At 64.6% G+C, this 14,517-nt stretch carries 16 protein-coding genes; 8 read left to right on the plus strand and 8 right to left on the minus strand.

Annotation, left to right across the window (positions count from 1 at the left end; all coding sequences use genetic code 11):
• Positions 1-3: 3 nt before the first annotated feature.
• Positions 4-2,220, minus strand: a complete 2,217-nt coding sequence (locus tag NVV79_RS13820) for a bifunctional diguanylate cyclase/phosphodiesterase (RefSeq protein WP_303990625.1) — start codon at positions 2,218-2,220, stop codon at positions 4-6.
• Positions 2,221-2,409: 189 nt separating this feature from the next.
• On the opposite strand from NVV79_RS13820, the gene NVV79_RS13825 reads away from it, so the two are divergent.
• Together NVV79_RS13825 and NVV79_RS13830 are read left to right on the plus strand one after the other, a co-directional pair.
• Positions 2,410-3,456, plus strand: a complete 1,047-nt coding sequence (locus NVV79_RS13825; protein WP_303990627.1) for an NAD(P)-dependent alcohol dehydrogenase — start codon at positions 2,410-2,412, stop codon at positions 3,454-3,456.
• 147 nt (positions 3,457-3,603) lie between these two features.
• Positions 3,604-4,086, plus strand: a complete 483-nt coding sequence (locus tag NVV79_RS13830) for an MgtC/SapB family protein (protein WP_303990630.1) — start codon at positions 3,604-3,606, stop codon at positions 4,084-4,086.
• Between the two features lie 324 nt (positions 4,087-4,410).
• Here NVV79_RS13830 and NVV79_RS13835 read toward each other — a convergent pair whose 3' ends face one another.
• Complete coding sequence (locus tag NVV79_RS13835) at positions 4,411-4,857, minus strand: hypothetical protein (protein WP_303990633.1); 447 nt, start codon at positions 4,855-4,857, stop codon at positions 4,411-4,413.
• Between the two features lie 281 nt (positions 4,858-5,138).
• Here NVV79_RS13835 and NVV79_RS13840 point away from each other — a divergent pair, with 281 nt between their 5' ends.
• Together NVV79_RS13840 and NVV79_RS13845 are read left to right on the plus strand one after the other, a co-directional pair.
• Positions 5,139-5,897 (plus strand): hypothetical protein, encoded by a 759-nt coding sequence (locus NVV79_RS13840; protein ID WP_303990635.1) that lies wholly within the window; start codon positions 5,139-5,141, stop codon positions 5,895-5,897.
• A complete protein-coding gene (locus tag NVV79_RS13845) occupies positions 5,794-6,867 on the plus strand; it encodes a lipopolysaccharide assembly protein LapB (RefSeq protein WP_303990638.1) in 1,074 nt (357 codons plus the stop codon). Before NVV79_RS13840 ends, NVV79_RS13845 begins: the two co-directional genes overlap by 104 nt.
• On the opposite strand, the gene NVV79_RS13850 is transcribed toward NVV79_RS13845, so the two are convergent.
• From NVV79_RS13850 to NVV79_RS13865, 4 genes are all read right to left on the minus strand, one after another.
• The gene (locus NVV79_RS13850; protein WP_303990639.1) at positions 6,864-7,196 is read right to left on the minus strand and encodes an SMR family transporter; all 333 of its coding nucleotides are present in this window, start codon (positions 7,194-7,196) and stop codon (positions 6,864-6,866) included. The genes NVV79_RS13845 and NVV79_RS13850 overlap by 4 nt on opposite strands.
• A 79-nt stretch (positions 7,197-7,275) precedes the next feature.
• Positions 7,276-8,565: a UDP-N-acetylmuramoyl-L-alanine--D-glutamate ligase gene (gene murD / locus NVV79_RS13855; RefSeq protein WP_303990640.1), complete on the minus strand. Its 1,290-nt coding sequence runs from the start codon at positions 8,563-8,565 to the stop codon at positions 7,276-7,278.
• Positions 8,555-8,884: a hypothetical protein gene (locus tag NVV79_RS13860; protein WP_303990641.1), complete on the minus strand. Its 330-nt coding sequence runs from the start codon at positions 8,882-8,884 to the stop codon at positions 8,555-8,557. The genes murD and NVV79_RS13860 overlap by 11 nt, the downstream gene beginning before the upstream one ends.
• A 14-nt stretch (positions 8,885-8,898) precedes the next feature.
• Positions 8,899-9,885 (minus strand): hypothetical protein, encoded by a 987-nt coding sequence (locus NVV79_RS13865; RefSeq protein ID WP_303990642.1) that lies wholly within the window; start codon positions 9,883-9,885, stop codon positions 8,899-8,901.
• A 147-nt stretch (positions 9,886-10,032) separates the two neighbouring features.
• Between NVV79_RS13865 and NVV79_RS13870 the strand changes: the two genes are divergently transcribed.
• Both NVV79_RS13870 and NVV79_RS13875 read left to right on the plus strand, forming a co-directional pair.
• Complete coding sequence (locus tag NVV79_RS13870) at positions 10,033-10,455, plus strand: YciI family protein (RefSeq protein WP_303990643.1); 423 nt, start codon at positions 10,033-10,035, stop codon at positions 10,453-10,455.
• 19 nt (positions 10,456-10,474) lie between these two features.
• Positions 10,475-10,897 (plus strand): YciI family protein, encoded by a 423-nt coding sequence (locus NVV79_RS13875; protein ID WP_303990644.1) that lies wholly within the window; start codon positions 10,475-10,477, stop codon positions 10,895-10,897.
• A gap of 4 nt (positions 10,898-10,901) precedes the next feature.
• On the opposite strand, the gene NVV79_RS13880 is transcribed toward NVV79_RS13875, so the two are convergent.
• Complete coding sequence (locus NVV79_RS13880) at positions 10,902-11,795, minus strand: metallophosphoesterase (protein ID WP_303990645.1); 894 nt, start codon at positions 11,793-11,795, stop codon at positions 10,902-10,904.
• 111 nt (positions 11,796-11,906) lie between these two features.
• On the opposite strand from NVV79_RS13880, the gene NVV79_RS13885 reads away from it, so the two are divergent.
• Positions 11,907-12,383, plus strand: a complete 477-nt coding sequence (locus NVV79_RS13885; protein WP_303990656.1) for an NUDIX domain-containing protein — start codon at positions 11,907-11,909, stop codon at positions 12,381-12,383.
• Positions 12,384-12,580: 197 nt separating this feature from the next.
• Here NVV79_RS13885 and NVV79_RS13890 read toward each other — a convergent pair whose 3' ends face one another.
• A complete protein-coding gene (locus tag NVV79_RS13890) occupies positions 12,581-13,540 on the minus strand; it encodes a glutathione S-transferase family protein (protein WP_303990658.1) in 960 nt (319 codons plus the stop codon).
• A gap of 350 nt (positions 13,541-13,890) precedes the next feature.
• Here NVV79_RS13890 and NVV79_RS13895 point away from each other — a divergent pair, with 350 nt between their 5' ends.
• Entirely contained in the window at positions 13,891-14,448 is a 558-nt protein-coding gene (locus NVV79_RS13895) for a GNAT family N-acetyltransferase (protein WP_303990660.1), read from the plus strand.
• The last annotated feature ends 69 nt before the right edge of the window (positions 14,449-14,517 follow it).

Genomic DNA, 14,517 nt, shown 5'->3' on the forward strand with positions numbered 1-14,517 from the left:
GGCTCACGCCGCCCGGGTGCGGCGGCGATCCGGCGTATTGGCCTTGTCGGCGAAGATGGCGGTGATCCGCTCGGCGGGGACGCCGCCGGAAAACAGGAACCCCTGCAAGGTGTTGCAGCCGAGCCGGCCCAGAATGGTCGCCTGGGCTTCGGTTTCGACGCCCTCGGCCGTCACCTCGATTTCCATGGCATGGGCCAGGGTGACGATAGCCTGGGTGATGGCGACCGACACATGGCCCTCGGCCAACTGGCTCACGAAGGAGCGGTCGATCTTGATGCGGTCCACCGGGTAGCGCTTGAGGTAGCTGAGCGAGGAATAGCCGGTGCCGAAATCGTCGAGCGCGATGTGGATGCCTGCCGCCCGGAAGGTGCGCAGGTTCTGCGCCGAGATGTGTTCGTCGTCGAGCAGGATGGATTCGGTGATTTCCAGCTCGAGATCGGTCGGCCGCATGCCGGTCTCGCGCAGGATGTCGAAGACCTGTTCCGAAAAGCGCGGATTGCGCAACTGGGTGGGCGAGATATTGACGGCGATGGTGCGGCCCGGCGCGGTGGCGCCCAGTTCGCAGGCCCGGCGCAGCACGACTTCGCCCAGGCTTTCGATCAGGCCGGTATTCTCGGCCACCGGAATGAAGCGGGCGGGCGAGATCTGCCCGTATTTGGGGTGGTGCCAGCGCGCTAGTGCCTCGGCGCCGATGACCTTGCGGCTGCGCTGGTCGATCAGCGGCTGGAACACCACCGATAGCTGGTCGCTGCGTTGCAGCGCCTCGCGCAATTCGCCCTCGATGGTGTGCTGGAGCTGCAGCAGCTCGTTCATATGCTCTTCGTAGACCACCGAGCGGTTACGGCCGCCGGCCTTGGCCTCGTAGAGCGCGATATCGGCCTTGCGCACCAGTTCGCGCGGCTCGGCATCGCCGCTTGCGGTGTTGACGATGCCGATGCTGACGCCGACATGGGCCTTGAAATGGTTGAGGTCGAAGGCATGGCCCACGGCTTCGATGATGGCGCTGGCCATGGAGGTCACATCCTGCTGGCGGTCGCGCACCAGAATGGCGAATTCGTCGCCGCCCAGCCGGGCGATCATCACGTCGGGGCCGACGACGCCGCGGATGCGCCGGCCGACGGCGCAGATCAGCTCGTCACCGGCCTGGTGGCCCAGCGTGTCATTGACCTGCTTGAAGCGGTCGAGGTCGAGCATCAGCAGCGACAGTTGCGCATTCGCGCCCTGCCGGTCCGTCAGCACATGCGCCAGATGGGTATCGAAGCTCATGCGGTTGGGCAGGCCGGTCAGCCGGTCATGGGCAGCCTGGTATTCGGCGTGGCGCCGGCCGGCTTCGAGCGCGGCTGAAGAGCGGCGCAACTGGCTCAGCAGCAGGAAGACCAGGATGGCGGCGACGGCAAAGGCGGCGGCAAGGGCAGGGCCGGTCTGGCGCAGCAGCATCAGGCCGGGGCGATCGCGCTCCCAGTCGAAAAAGGCCACGAAGCGGCCGGCATCGTTGAGAATGGGATGGGTGGCCCGATCGGGCCTGGCGGTGCGGACCAGGCTGAAATGGCCGTCGGCGAACAGATATTCGTTGTTGAAGCGGCTGGCGGTGGAATCGTCGAGAAACTGCACGGCGGCAATCAGCGGCTCGGTGCCGGGCGCCTGCATGACGGCGCCGGTATCGGACACGATCGTCATGACGCTGACAATGGCCGGCTGGCCTTCCACCAGGGCGAAATCGGAAACCGAAATCGGCCGTGGCTGCGTGCCGGGAACCACGGTGCGGGGCGGCACCGCGCGGACGCGATTGACCAGTTGCTGCACGGGGCTGGCAATGCGGCGATAGGTCCGCGGCTCTACGGCCACGCCGTCCTGCATCATATAGAGCGGCTGGGCGGCGGTATCGAGCACGACGATCCGGTTGTGGCCGAAGAATTCGTGCATCCACCTGCCGATATTGCGGTCGACCCAGTTGAAATTGAACATCAGCCGCGTGTTGACCACGGTGTCGTCGCGCACGGCGACGCTGGCCAGTTCGTGTTCGAGCTGGTCACGGCGGGCATCGATGACCTGCCCGAACATGGCGCTTTGCCGATCGAGGGCGCGTTCGTCGATATTGGCGGTGGACCAGAAGACAAAGCCCAGCACAGCCGCCGCGGTGATCACCAGCGCCAGAACCACGGGCAGCAGAACGGCGGCAGAGAATTGCCAGCGTTCGAGTGTCGATGTCTTTGGCTGCATCAGACGACCGGTTTGAGCCTTGCGAGGCGCGACCATAGAACAGGTGAAATTGCGGACTGGTTACCAAAAGTCAGGTTAAGTCCGGGATGAAACCGGCAAATAGGGGCTGCGAAGCACGCGTCCGGTGCGCTAGAAATGCTCACCTGCTGGGCGATTGCCCGGATGCAGGTGTCCAGGAGAGATTGCACCATGACCAAAGCCCGCGCCCTCGTTCTCGAACGCCAGCACGAACTGGCCCTGCGCGATATCGACCTGCCGCTCGATGTGGGGCCGGGCATGGTCAAGATCGCCATCCACACGGTGGGCGTCTGCGGCTCGGATGTGCATTACTACACCCATGGCCGCATCGGGCCTTTCGTGGTCAATGCGCCCATGGTGCTGGGGCACGAGGCGGCTGGCACGGTGACCGCGGTGGGCGAGGGGGTGACCCATCTCAAGGTGGGCGACCGCGTCTGCATGGAGCCGGGCATTCCCGATCCCAATTCGCGAGCCAGCCGGCTGGGCCTGTATAATGTCGATCCGGCGGTGCAGTTCTGGGCCACGCCGCCGGTGCATGGCGTGCTGACCGCAGAGGTGGTGCATCCGGCCAATTACACCTTCAAGCTGCCCGACAATGTGAGCTTTGCCGAAGGCGCCATGGTGGAACCCTTTGCCGTCGGCATGCAGGCGGCCAGCAAGGCCAGGATCGTGCCCGGCGACACGGCTCTGGTGCTGGGCGCCGGCCCCATCGGCACCATGGTGGCGCTGGCCGCCCTGGCCGGCGGCTGCGCGCGGGTCATCGTGGCCGACCTGGCCCAGCCCAAGCTCGATATATCAGCTCAGTATCAGGGGATCATCCCGGTCAATATCCGCGAGCAGAACCTCGTCGAGGAAGTCGGCCGTCTCACCGATGGCTGGGGCGTCGACCTGGTGTTCGAATGCTCGGGTTCGCCCCATGCCTGGAAGACCATCATGGACCTGCCGCGGCCCGGCGGCGCCATCGTGGTGGTCGGCCTGCCGGTCGAGGCAACGATGATCGATATTGCCGGGATGTCGGTCAAGGAACTGCGCATCGAGAGCGTGTTCCGCTATGCCCACCAATATGACCGCGCCATTGCGCTGATCGCCTCGGGCAAGGTGGATCTCAAGCCGCTGATCTCGGAAACCTTCGCCTTCGAGGATTCCAAGGCGGCCTTCGATCGGGCGGTGGAAGCGCGGCCGAGTGATGTGAAACTGCAGATCAGGGTGGCGGATTAGACCCAAGCGTCAATGGTTCGTGGCGCTGAAGAAGCGCACCTCACCAAGAGGGCGTGGCAAGAAAAGTCGCTGCCGCGCGCCCGGCCTGCCGGAACCCAAGCGACACAAGCCGTGTTGTGATCCCAGCGTCACAACAGGGAACTCCTCATGGATGTCGGCAACGAATTCGGCTTCGTCCAGACCTATCTTCCCCAGCATATCATCGCCATCCGCCTGCTGATCGCGGCCGTGCTCGGCGCGATGATCGGGTTCGAACGGGAATGGCATACGGCCGAGGCGGGCCTGCGTACGCATATCCTGGTCTCGGTCGCGGCGGCCCTGTTCACCATTCTGGCCTTCGAGATTTTCCACACGATCGAGGGCGGCGAGTCGCGGGCCGATCCGATCCGCGCGGTGGAAGCCGTCACCGCCGGAATTGCCTTTCTCGGCGCTGGGGCGATCTTCAAGAGTGGTGGCAATGTCCAGGGGATCACCACCGGCGCCGGCATGTGGCTGGCCGGGGCGGTCGGGCTGGCAACGGCGCTGGGCTATTACCTCATCGCCTTCGGCGTGGCGCTGCTGGCCGTGCTGGTGCTGGCGGCCCTGCGCGTCCTGGCCCACCGGGTGATCCGGGGCAATGATCAAAGCTGATTTTGACTACGCCATCGGCGGCGCTTGTGGCCCAAGGAGAGAAAGGGGGCCGCGGGGAGAAGCGCTCGTCATCGGTAGCGGCGCTGAGGGACGAGCGCGCTGCCGAAATGCTTCTCCCCCCGTGCGGAACGCGACCGGGAGGTGTCGCATCCGCGCCCACGCGCCGGACCCCTTGGAGTGAGGCCGGCGGCCTCCCCGGCCGCGATGCAAGCGGGTCGGGGAGGGTTGGAGTGGCCGGAGGGACGCTTGGGAATGCAGGAGCGGTTCGGAAACCGTCATGCAGCGCCCCTCCCGACCGAGGCATGCAACCTGTGGACGCAGGAGCTACATGCCAACCGCATCGAGGCGCTGACTGCGCGCCCAGAAACTGACAATGCCCGCCGCCTCGCGCCGGTAGGCGTCGAGTTCGGCATGGCGGAAGAAGACGGCCGAAGCGCCGGCATCGTGCAGGGCCTCGCGGCCCTGGCGGTCGAGCGGCGGCGCCATGACCACCACTGGCACGCCCTTCTGGCGGGCCAGTGACTGGATGGAGGCTACAAATTCGAGGTTGGCCCCGCTATGGGCCTTTAGGTCTACAATGAGCAGGCCGGGCCAGTTGGCTTCGGCGTCGGCCAGCACATTGCCCAGCGCCAGGCGGCCCTCGGCCGCCCCGCCATACCAGCTCACATCGGGCGAACCATGGGCGAGCAGCATGCGCGTCAGCAGATGCGCCGAGTGCTGGTCGTCATCGACAAGCGCCACGAAGGGCAGGTTTTCCACAATATCGTTCAACGCACACCTCGTTGTTTCGCCGGCGAGCGAAACAATGCCGAATAAGAAAACACTCGCCTGCACACCGCTGTTGGCGGCGGGCGTTACTGTTCGAAACTGGGTGGTCAAGAGGTTCGGCCGGGGCCTGACCGGACGAAGCAGCGTCGCGTATCGAACGTCGACTGGCGCCCTATGATCCATTCATCGCCCGCGCAGAAGGCAAAGTCAGGTAAAGTCAACGTAACATCCGCTTGTGTTTTACATGTAAACCGTCACAATCGCCGGGTTCCTGGGAGGGGCGGTTGACCGATCCTGCGCCGCAGCGCGAGGCGATCCTGGCGGCACTCGAGCGGCTGCTCGCGTGGCCGGAAATCTCGCGCTCCCCGCAGCTTGGCCGCTTCCTCGACTATATCGTGCAGCGCACGCTCGAGGGGAGCGAACAGTCCATCAAGGCCTATTCCATCGCCGTGGACGTGTTCGGCCGCTCGGCCGATTTCGATCCGCAGGCCGATCCGATCGTGCGGGTACAGGCGCGCAGGCTGCGCAGCCTGCTGGGCGATTACTATCGCGGGCCGGGCCTGGGCGAGGCCGTGCGCATCCAGTTGCCGGTCGGCCGCTATGTGCCCGATTTTGCCGTAGTGGAGCCGGGCCAGCCCGAAAGCGAACCTGATACGCTGCCGCCGGCACGAGCCCCATGGTTCGGCGCATGGAGTTTCGGCGCGTCATGGTTTGCGCTGGCGGTCATTGCGCTGGGCCTGGCCATGGCGGCCTATGCCTTGTCGGCCTGGGGGCCGCGGGGCGGGACGGACGACGCTGCCGGAGCGATGCAGCGGCCCACCATCACCATTGTCGAATTCCAGAATCTGGCGGCCGCCGCCGCATCGCCGCCGCAGGCGGCCGGGCTGGCCATCGAGCTGGTGACCGATCTCGGGCAGTTCGGCAATATCGGCGTGCGCTATGGTGGGGGCGGGGGAGGCCAATGTCGCGGTGGCCGGCCTGCCGACCAGCGATTATGTGTTGACCGGTATTGTCCGGCCCGATGGCGAAGTGGTGCAATATAGCGCCATCCTGACCGACAGCCTCACCAGCACCGTGGTGTGGAACCAGACCTTTGCCGTGCCGACCGCCGAGGCGCTGCAGCCGGGCGTGCTCGACAGGGTGTCGAAGTCGCTGAGCCTGGTGCTGGGCAGCCCGCGCGGCCCGTTGCATGCCGCGGCGCGGCAGATGCTGGCATCGGCCCAGCCGATCGAAGGGCGGTTCAGCCCCTATCTCTGCCGCGTGCTGTTCGATCTCTACCGCGAAACCGGCGGGACGGGCGAAGCGGCGCGCGCCAATGCCTGCTATGCGGCGCTGTCCGAGGACGACAGGGCCAGCCCGCCCGTGCTGGCCGCCATGGCCAGCCTGCTGGCCGAACAGGCCGGCCCGGTGGGTGAAGCGGCGCCGGAAGACCGCTTCACCCGGGCGGCAGAAGACGTCCGGCGCGCCATCGGAATGGACGCGATCAGCAGTTTCGTCTGGGAACAGCAGGCGCGCCTGCATGAGACGCTGGGCGAGCGGGCCGCGGCCCGTGCCGAGTTCAGCTCGGCGGTGCAGCTCAACGGTGCCAATGTCGATGCGCTGGCCGCCTATGCGCGGCTGCTCGCCCTGGGCGGCAATCTGGCCGATGCGGAAGCCATGGCGCGCGACGCGGCCGAGGCGTCGCCCAGCCCGCCGCCTTGGTATCTGGGCGTGCCGGCTTTGCTGGCCCTGCGTGACGGCGATTTTGACCGGGCCATCGCCTGTGCCGAACTCTATGCCCAGGCCGACCACGAGCTGGGGCCGATCCTGGCCATCATGGCGGCGCAGCGCGCGGGGGACAGCGCTGTGGTCAATCGCTACCTGCCGCAGGTGCTGGATGTCACCGCCTTCCGCGCCAAGGGCGTGCTGCCGCGGCTGCGCGAACGCGTCGGCGACGACCAATTGCTGGATTCGATCCGTACCGCCCTGATTCAGGCCGGCGTTCCGCCCATGGCCCTGGTGCGCGGCTTCTAATGCGCCGATGACTGCGAGAAGAGGTTGATCACCAGCACGCCGGCCAGGATCAGCCCGATGCCGACAAGCGCCGGCAGGTCCAGCGTCTGGCCATAGGCGAAATAGGCAATGATCGAGACCAGCACGATGCCCACGCCCGACCAGATGGCATAGCCGATGCCGACCGGAATGGTCTGCAGCGCCAGCGAGAAGAAATAGAAGGTGACGCCATAGCCCACCACCACGACGATGGAGGGCACCAATTGGGTGAACCCCGCCGAGGCGCGCAGGAAGGAGGTGGCGATCACCTCGCCGACAATGGCAATGCCGAGATAGATGGCGCCGTTCATGACAGGTCCCGCCTGGTTGAGCTTGCCGCTGATCTAGCGCCGGAAAGCGGCTTCAGGCACTATCCTTATTTGCTTCGCATCAGCCAAAAATGGCTTGCGCCAGTTCGACAAATCGTCGCCCGCGTTCCTCGAAATTCTTGAACTGGTTATAGCTCGGCGCGCCCGGCGACAGGATTACCACGTCAAAGTCCTGGCGGCGCCGATGCAGCGCCTGCATGGCCGCTTCGAGGTCGGGCGCTTCGAGCACGGCGATCTGCGGCGCGGCTTCCCGTGTCGCCGCCGCTAGCCGTGTCCCGGTCACCGGCAGGCAGGCCAGCGTCGTGACGCCATAGCCGGCCAGCAGGCTCGCCAGTTCGACATAATCCTGCTGCCGCTCGTGCCCGCCGGCGATCAGCGCCAGCCTGTGGCCCTGATAGGCGGCCAAAGCCGCCTTGGTGGCCTCGGGCGTGGTCGAAATCGAGTCATTGACGAAGGTCCTGCCGCCGAAGCGGTGTTCTTCCAGTCGGTGGGGCAGGGGCACGAAGGCGGCAATGCCGGCGACCACGCCTTCCAGCGTGCCGCCCGCCGCCAGCGCGATCTGCGCCGCCAGCCTTGCATTGTCGAGATTATGCGCCCCCTTGAGGCGCGAGCGGGCGACGGCGGTGTCGATCGCCCTGGATTCTTCCGTCGTCAGGTCGCGGATCAGTCGGCGATGGTCGCGCACGGCCCTGGCTACCAACGCATTGCCCTTCGCCGCCGCGCCCAAGGCCACGGCAAAGCTGCCATCGCGGTCGATCAGGTGCAGCTTGTCCCGGTAATAGCGCTCCACCGAGCCATGCCAGTCGACATGTTCGGGGTAGAGATTGGTCAGTGCAGCGATATCGGGCAGGAAGCTCATATCCGATGTCTGGTAGCTCGACAGTTCGAACACCACGACCTTGTGACGGTCGGCGATTTCTAGCGGCGCCAGCCCCACATTGCCGGCCAGCCCGGCATCGACGCCCGAGCGCGTCAGCATCAGGTGGACCAGCGTCGCCGTGGTCGATTTGCCCTTGGTGCCGGTAATGGCGATCACGGTGTGGCCGGGGCCATAGGCGGCGCCCCAGAGGTTGAGGTTGGACGTCACCGGAATGCCGGCATCGCGGGCAATGTCGAACACGTCCTTGTAGCGCGATACACCGGGGCTCTTGACGATCAGCCCGAAGCGATGGGCGCGGATGGCAGCGGGCAGGTCGGCGGGCGCGATAACTTCGGTGTCCGGGATATCGGCCGTGCCGCTATCGACGGTAACGAAGACCTTGAGGTCCGGTTGGCGGGCTTTGAGGAAAGCGCGGGTCGAAATGGCCTCGCGGCCGGCGCCATAGAGCAGGACCGGCTCTTCAAACCGCATATTCGGCCACCCTCATGGCAAGCGCCGGCGGAATGTGGTGGTCGTGGCTGTCAGTCAGGCATTCGGCCATGGCCAGTTGCAGCTTGGGCTCGCCATATTGCGCCAGGAGGTCGGCCTTGACCGCCCGCACCACGGCATTCTCGTGCCAGTCGGCGTGGCGCGTGAGCGTATAGAGGCAGGCCGCCGCTTCGAGGATTTCGCCCACGCATTCCCATGGCTTCTGCCCGGCGAGGCCAGCCAGTTCGCGGAACGAGCCTTCATTGGCAGCGATATCGAGCAGGTCCTTGCCGAAGATGGAGAGCAGCCGATCCTTGGCCATGAAGGGCGCAAAGATCAGGAAAACGAAGTGACATTTCGGGCATTCCCCGCACCACAGCGGGCCGTCATTGCCATCAAGCCGGAAATTGCGGTTGCAGCTCGAAAACACGTGGTCGAACTTGGTCTCATGGGTGAAGAGCGAAGCGATCCGCGCTTCCGAATAGGGCCGCAGCAGCGAGAAATATTTGAGCGCTCCCCGGTAGCGTCGCTGAGGATCGAAGCGATCAGCAGCTCGAAGCCGAGGGATTTGGAGTATTGGTGATTGGTCTCGCGCCCGTCGAAGGTGACATTGCCCTCGCTGGCCGAGCGCTCATTGCTGAGCACGATCTGGTTATAGCCGTAGAGCAGTGCACACAGCGCCGCGATCATCGAATTGATCGCCGTGGAGGGCACATGGCCGTTGTAATAGCCCGGCTCCTTGCCCAGCCGGATCATCTCGGCATCGAGCGTTCTGGTGACATAGACCGGCTGCGTGCCGATCTTCTCCACCGATGTCAAAATCGGTCCCTTGGGATTGACCGCGAAGGGGGTGAATTCCACCCCGGCATGGACAAGCAGGTCCACGCTGACCAGCGAATCCTTGCCGCCGCCAATGGGCAGCAGCGTCCGGTTGGGCAGGGCGGGGGCCGGTTTGGTCGCCTCGGCATCGTCAGGAGCAGAAATCGTCAGCTTGCCGAAGCGCATCAGGTTGTTGCGGGCATAGAATTCGCCCAGCCCGTTCTCGTAGACATCGATGGCAAAGGCCCGCTCGGCCTCGGTCAGCGGAATGGCCGGAGCGGCGATCTCGAAGGGGGCCCTGAGCTTGAAATAGCTCACGCCCAGCACCACCGCCGTCAAATCCAGCAGCTTGCGGAAAGCCGGGCTCTGTGCTGCCGTCGCATCGGCGCCATCAGGCAGGCCCAGCGTTTCGGTGAAGTTGAGGCCATCGAGGCCATAGCTGAAGCGGGCCATGCCCGTCGCCGGGTCGAAAATGGGGCGCTCGATGCGGAATTGTTCGGTCACAGCCTGGATCACTCGCGGGTTTGATTGACCATATAGGTGATTTGCCGCCGTGGCGGGAGTGGGGCATTTTTTATGTCGAAATTGGCCCGCCTCATTCGTCGCCCTATCATCAGGCCCCATCCGGGACCCAAACGAGGAGTTGGAACCATGCGCGTAGTCGTTTTCGTCAAGGCAACCGAGGATAGCGAAGCCGGCATATTGCCGCCCGGCGACCTGCTGGAGCAGATGGGCAAATACAATGAGGAACTGGTCGATGCCGGCATCATGCTGGGCGGCGACGGCCTCAAGCCGAGTTCGCAGGCCAAGCGCGTCGCTTTCGACGGCCTGGGCCGGACGGTGATCGATGGGCCGTTCACCGAGACCAAGGAACTGGTGGCCGGCTACTGGATCTGGGAAGTGCGGGACATGGACGAGGCCGTGGCCTGGGTCAAGCGTTGCCCCAATCCGATGCTGGGCAAAAGCGAGATCGAAATCCGGCCGGTCTTCGAAATGAGCGATTTCGCCGAAACCATGACGCCGGAAGCCGAAGAGATTCACAACCGGGTGCGGGAAAAGGAACAGCGGCGCTGAGCAGAACAAGGAACCAGACATGCGCGTGATGGTGTTCGTGAAGGCCACGCCAGAGAGCGAGGCCGACGTCATGCCGGGCAGCGAGCTGCTCGAGGCCATGGGCAAATACAATGAAGAACTGGTCGATGCCGGCATCATGCAGAGTGGCGGCGGTCTCAAGCCGAGTTCGCAGGCCAAGCGGGTCGCCTTTGACGGCATGGCAAGAACGGTGATCGATGGCCCCTTCGCCGAAACCAAGGAACTGGTGGCCGGCTATGCGATCTGGGAGGTGCGCGACATGGACGAGGCCGTGGCCTGGGTCAAGCGCAGCCCCGATCCGATGTTCGGAGAAAGCGTGATCGAAATCCGCCCGATCTTCGAGATGAGCGACTTCGCCGAGACGATGACCCCGGAAGCCGAAGCGATCCACAACCGGGTGCGGGACAAGGAAGAGGGGCGGTAGAACCTCAGCAGATCCGCATCTGCAGGCGCATGACGATATCGCTGCCCAGGCGCTGGAAGCCGTATTCGCGCATGGTGCAGCTCCAGTTGCCGTCGCCCGTCCGCTCGATGCGGAACAGGTTATAGCGCGCCGGGTCGTCCAGCGTGCCGCCCTGCGCCGCGCTGGCGGCGGCGACGCCGACCACGGGCACTTCCTTGTCCTTGCCGGGAATGGAATGGATCGAGGAGCGGTGCGTGTGGCCGTGCAGGATCAGTTCGGCCCCATGCTCGGCAATGACCTGGCGGAACAGCTTGTGTCCCTTGAGGCCGAAGGAGGGGTGCTGCAGTTCCGGGTTGGGCGGGTGGTGGATCAGCACGGTGCGGAAGTAACCGGCCTCGCCCATCAGCCGCAAAATCCGGCCCAGCCGTTCGGCCTGCTTCTCGTCGAACCGCCCGATGGCCAGGAAGGGCCGCGTCGGCACGGCGCTCGAACAGGAGATGACGGCCAGTTCCCCCACGCGGCGCACGAAGGGGAAGGCGGCATCGTCAAGCGTCTCGCCCTGCAGGTATTCGCCCCAGCTGCGCTGCGCCGATTCCAGCGCGCCGGGCACATAGGCATCGTGATTGCCGGGGCAGGCGGCCACCCGGTCCGAACCGCCAAGCGCCTTGAGCCACTGGCCGGCGCGGTCGATCTCGAAGGGCAAAGCCAGGTTCACCAGGTCGCCGGTGACGGCGATGAAATCGGCATTCTGCGCCCGCAGATGCGCCACCAGGCTCGTCAGCGTCTCGCTGTTGAGCTCGTCATGGCGGCGCAGTTTCCAGTTGAGATATCCGGTGAGCCGCTTGCCCAGGAGGTCGCGCCAACCGACTTCAGGCATGGGCGACAGGTGAATGTCGGAAATGTGGGCGAGGGTGATCATCGGGGGCGTAATGCCAGAAGGAAACGGGCAAGAAAACGGTCAATCGCCGCAACACTCAATTTTGTCGTCATCAAGTCTCTGCTACCGGTAGGTCCAGAAGGAGTATTTCCGATGCAGATGAATGGCAGGCAGCGGCTGTTGGCCAAGGTGTTCCTGACCCTCAAGGGCTTCTGGCACCGCCTGACGCTGGGCGCCCGCGTCATGGTGGTCGATGGCGACAAGGTGCTGCTGATCCGGCACACCTATGTGCCGGGCTGGCAATTTCCCGGCGGCGGCGTCAGCCCGGGGGAAACGCTCGAACATGCCGGCGCCCGCGAAACGCTGGAGGAAACCGGCTATCGCGTCACCGGCCCGATGGAACTGTTCGGCATCTATCACAATGCCAGCACGGTGACCGATCGCGACCATGTGGCCTTCTATGTGGCGAAGAGTTTCGAAAAGGCCTTCGAGCGCAAGCCCGACCGGGAGATCGCCGAAGTCGGCTGGTTCGACCGCCGCACCCTGCCCGAAAAGGTCACCCCTGCCACCAGCCAGCGGATCGACGAATATTTCGACGGCGTGGCGAAGCGGGATATCTGGGGCTATTGAGGCACGCCATGCGCCGGCTCCCCTTCTCCCCTCGTGGGAGAAGGTGCCCGAAGGGCGGATGAGGGGCACCGCGCTATCCGTCGGCATTGAAGCACAGGATAGCGCAGAACCCCTCACCCGGTTTCCGCTGAACGCGGAAAACCACCCTCTCCCACAAGGGGAGAGGGGAAGAGAGGTGGGAGGAAGCCTGGTGGCCCCTACCTCAAGAACGGCAGATCCGGCCCGATCGGGATGATCCGCGTCGGATTGATCGTAATGTGGCTCCAGTAATAATGCGTCGTGATGTGGTCGAGATCGACTGTCTCCTTCACGCCGGGCACCTCGTAGAGCGCCTTGAGGTAATGGCTGATATTCTTGTAGTCGGCGATGCGCTGCCGGTTGCACTTGAAGTGGCCGACATAGACGGCGTCGAACCGCACCAAAGTGGTGAAGAGCCGCCAGTCCGCCTCGGTAATGCTGTTGCCGGTGAGATAGGGCGTTTCGCCCAATAGGCCCTCGACCCAGTCCAGCGCCTCGAACAGTTTTGCCACCGCACCGTCATAGGCCTGCTGCGTCGTGGCGAAGCCGGCCTTGTAGACGCCATTGTTGATGTCGTCATAGACGCGGGCATTGATCGGATCGATCTGGCTACGCAAGTCCTCGGGGTAATAGTCATCCGTGTTCCCGGTCAGCTCGTTGAAGGCCGAGTTGAACATGCGGATGATTTCCGAGCTTTCGTTGGAAACGATCTGCCCGGTTTGCTTGTCCCACAGCACCGGCACGGTGACGCGGCCGGTATAGTCCGGCTGAGCCTGGGTATAGACCTGCCAGAGGTAATCCTTGCCGAAGAGCGCGTCGCCGGTCGAACCTTCGTCCTGCCGGAAGCTCCAGCCGGTCTCATCGGGCATTTTCGGCGAGACGACGGAAACCGAGATCAGGCCTTCCAGCTCCTTGAGCTTGCGGAAGATCAGCGTACGATGCGCCCAGGGGCAGGCCAATGACACATAGAGGTGGTAGCGCCCCGCTTCGGCCTTGAAGCCGCCTGTGCCCGAAGGGCCGGCACTGCCATCGGCGGTGATCCAGTTGCGGAAGCCGGCCTGGCTGCGCTTGAATTCGCCGCCGGTCTTCTTGGTGTCATACCACTGGGTGGACCATTTTCCGTCGATCAATTGTCCCATGATCGCGCCCTTTCCGTCATGTTGTCGACTCGTTGTCGGGGTCAAAATCCCCCAATGTCGGTTGCGTTGCCTGACACATAGTCCTTGCCGGCGCGAGCGATAAGGCGGTTCCGCGATAACGAACCGTTGTGCATTTCAGACACAGGCGCCTGCGCCTCTTGAAAATCGGGGTGCCTGCCATGACTTTTCGTTTTACGCGAAGCCCCTGTGGTGCTAAGCGAATTTCAGGCGTGGAGGCGCCCAGGATGGTGAAGGTTCTGCTGGTGACACGACGACCGTAAGCGGTCTTTCGAAGCGGTACCCATAGGGGTGCCGGTCTCACTTACGCATCCTCATTCTGGATCATCGTCATGACCCTCGATTCTGCGCCCTCGGCCGCAACTGCTGCTGTCTCCGCTTCGCCCCTGCGCATCCCCACCGTTCGCCCCGCGACTTCTGCCGATGATTCCTTCATCGAGGAATTGCAGGCCATTGCCTTCGGTCCGGGCCGGTTTTCGAAAACCGCCTATCGCATCCGCGAGCGCTTTCCCATCGATCCGAGCCTCAGCCTCGTCGCCGAAGTCGACGGCACGGCCTGCGGCTCGGTATGGATGACCCCGGTTTCCATCGGCGGCATCAATGGCTGGATGCTCGGCCCCCTGGCCACCCACCCCAATTTCCGCAAGCTCGGCGCCGGCAAGCTGCTGGCCCGCGAAGTCACCAAGCGCGCTCTGGCACGCGGCGACGGGCAATTCGTCATGCTGGTGGGCGACCGCGACTATTACTGCCCGCTCGGCTGGGAGCCGACCGCATTGGGCAATATCGAATTCCCCGGCCCGGTCGACCCCACCCGCGTGCTGCTCTTTGCCGAAGACAAGAGCCTGGCGACGACGCTCAGCGGCCCGATCGCGGCGTGGAAGCAGGGGTGATTTTTAGCGGATACCCCCTCCCAACCTCCCCCTGATAGGGGGAGGAGCGGCGTGGTGGTGGTCCCGATA

Origin of the sequence: Devosia ginsengisoli, assembly GCF_024707105.1 — a bacterium.
Taxonomy (GTDB): domain Bacteria; phylum Pseudomonadota; class Alphaproteobacteria; order Rhizobiales; family Devosiaceae; genus Devosia; species Devosia ginsengisoli_A.

What these genes read in the sequence shown, in the direction of transcription:
- NVV79_RS13825 (WP_303990627.1), top strand. Translation starts at nt 2,410, where the DNA reads ATGACCAAAGCCCGCGCCCTCGTTCTCGAACGCCAGCACGAACTGGCC.
- murD (WP_303990640.1), bottom strand. Translation starts at nt 8,565, where the DNA reads ATGCGGTTTGAAGAGCCGGTCCTGCTCTATGGCGCCGGCCGCGAGGCC.
- NVV79_RS13845 (WP_303990638.1), top strand. Translation starts at nt 5,794, where the DNA reads ATGGTGGGGGCGGGGGAGGCCAATGTCGCGGTGGCCGGCCTGCCGACC.
- NVV79_RS13880 (WP_303990645.1), bottom strand. Translation starts at nt 11,795, where the DNA reads ATGATCACCCTCGCCCACATTTCCGACATTCACCTGTCGCCCATGCCT.
- NVV79_RS13860 (WP_303990641.1), bottom strand. Translation starts at nt 8,884, where the DNA reads ATGGCCAAGGATCGGCTGCTCTCCATCTTCGGCAAGGACCTGCTCGAT.
- NVV79_RS13895 (WP_303990660.1), top strand. Translation starts at nt 13,891, where the DNA reads ATGACCCTCGATTCTGCGCCCTCGGCCGCAACTGCTGCTGTCTCCGCT.
- NVV79_RS13830 (WP_303990630.1), top strand. Translation starts at nt 3,604, where the DNA reads ATGGATGTCGGCAACGAATTCGGCTTCGTCCAGACCTATCTTCCCCAG.
- NVV79_RS13885 (WP_303990656.1), top strand. Translation starts at nt 11,907, where the DNA reads ATGCAGATGAATGGCAGGCAGCGGCTGTTGGCCAAGGTGTTCCTGACC.
- NVV79_RS13870 (WP_303990643.1), top strand. Translation starts at nt 10,033, where the DNA reads ATGCGCGTAGTCGTTTTCGTCAAGGCAACCGAGGATAGCGAAGCCGGC.
- NVV79_RS13820 (WP_303990625.1), bottom strand. Translation starts at nt 2,220, where the DNA reads ATGCAGCCAAAGACATCGACACTCGAACGCTGGCAATTCTCTGCCGCC.
- NVV79_RS13850 (WP_303990639.1), bottom strand. Translation starts at nt 7,196, where the DNA reads ATGAACGGCGCCATCTATCTCGGCATTGCCATTGTCGGCGAGGTGATC.
- NVV79_RS13890 (WP_303990658.1), bottom strand. Translation starts at nt 13,540, where the DNA reads ATGGGACAATTGATCGACGGAAAATGGTCCACCCAGTGGTATGACACC.
- NVV79_RS13875 (WP_303990644.1), top strand. Translation starts at nt 10,475, where the DNA reads ATGCGCGTGATGGTGTTCGTGAAGGCCACGCCAGAGAGCGAGGCCGAC.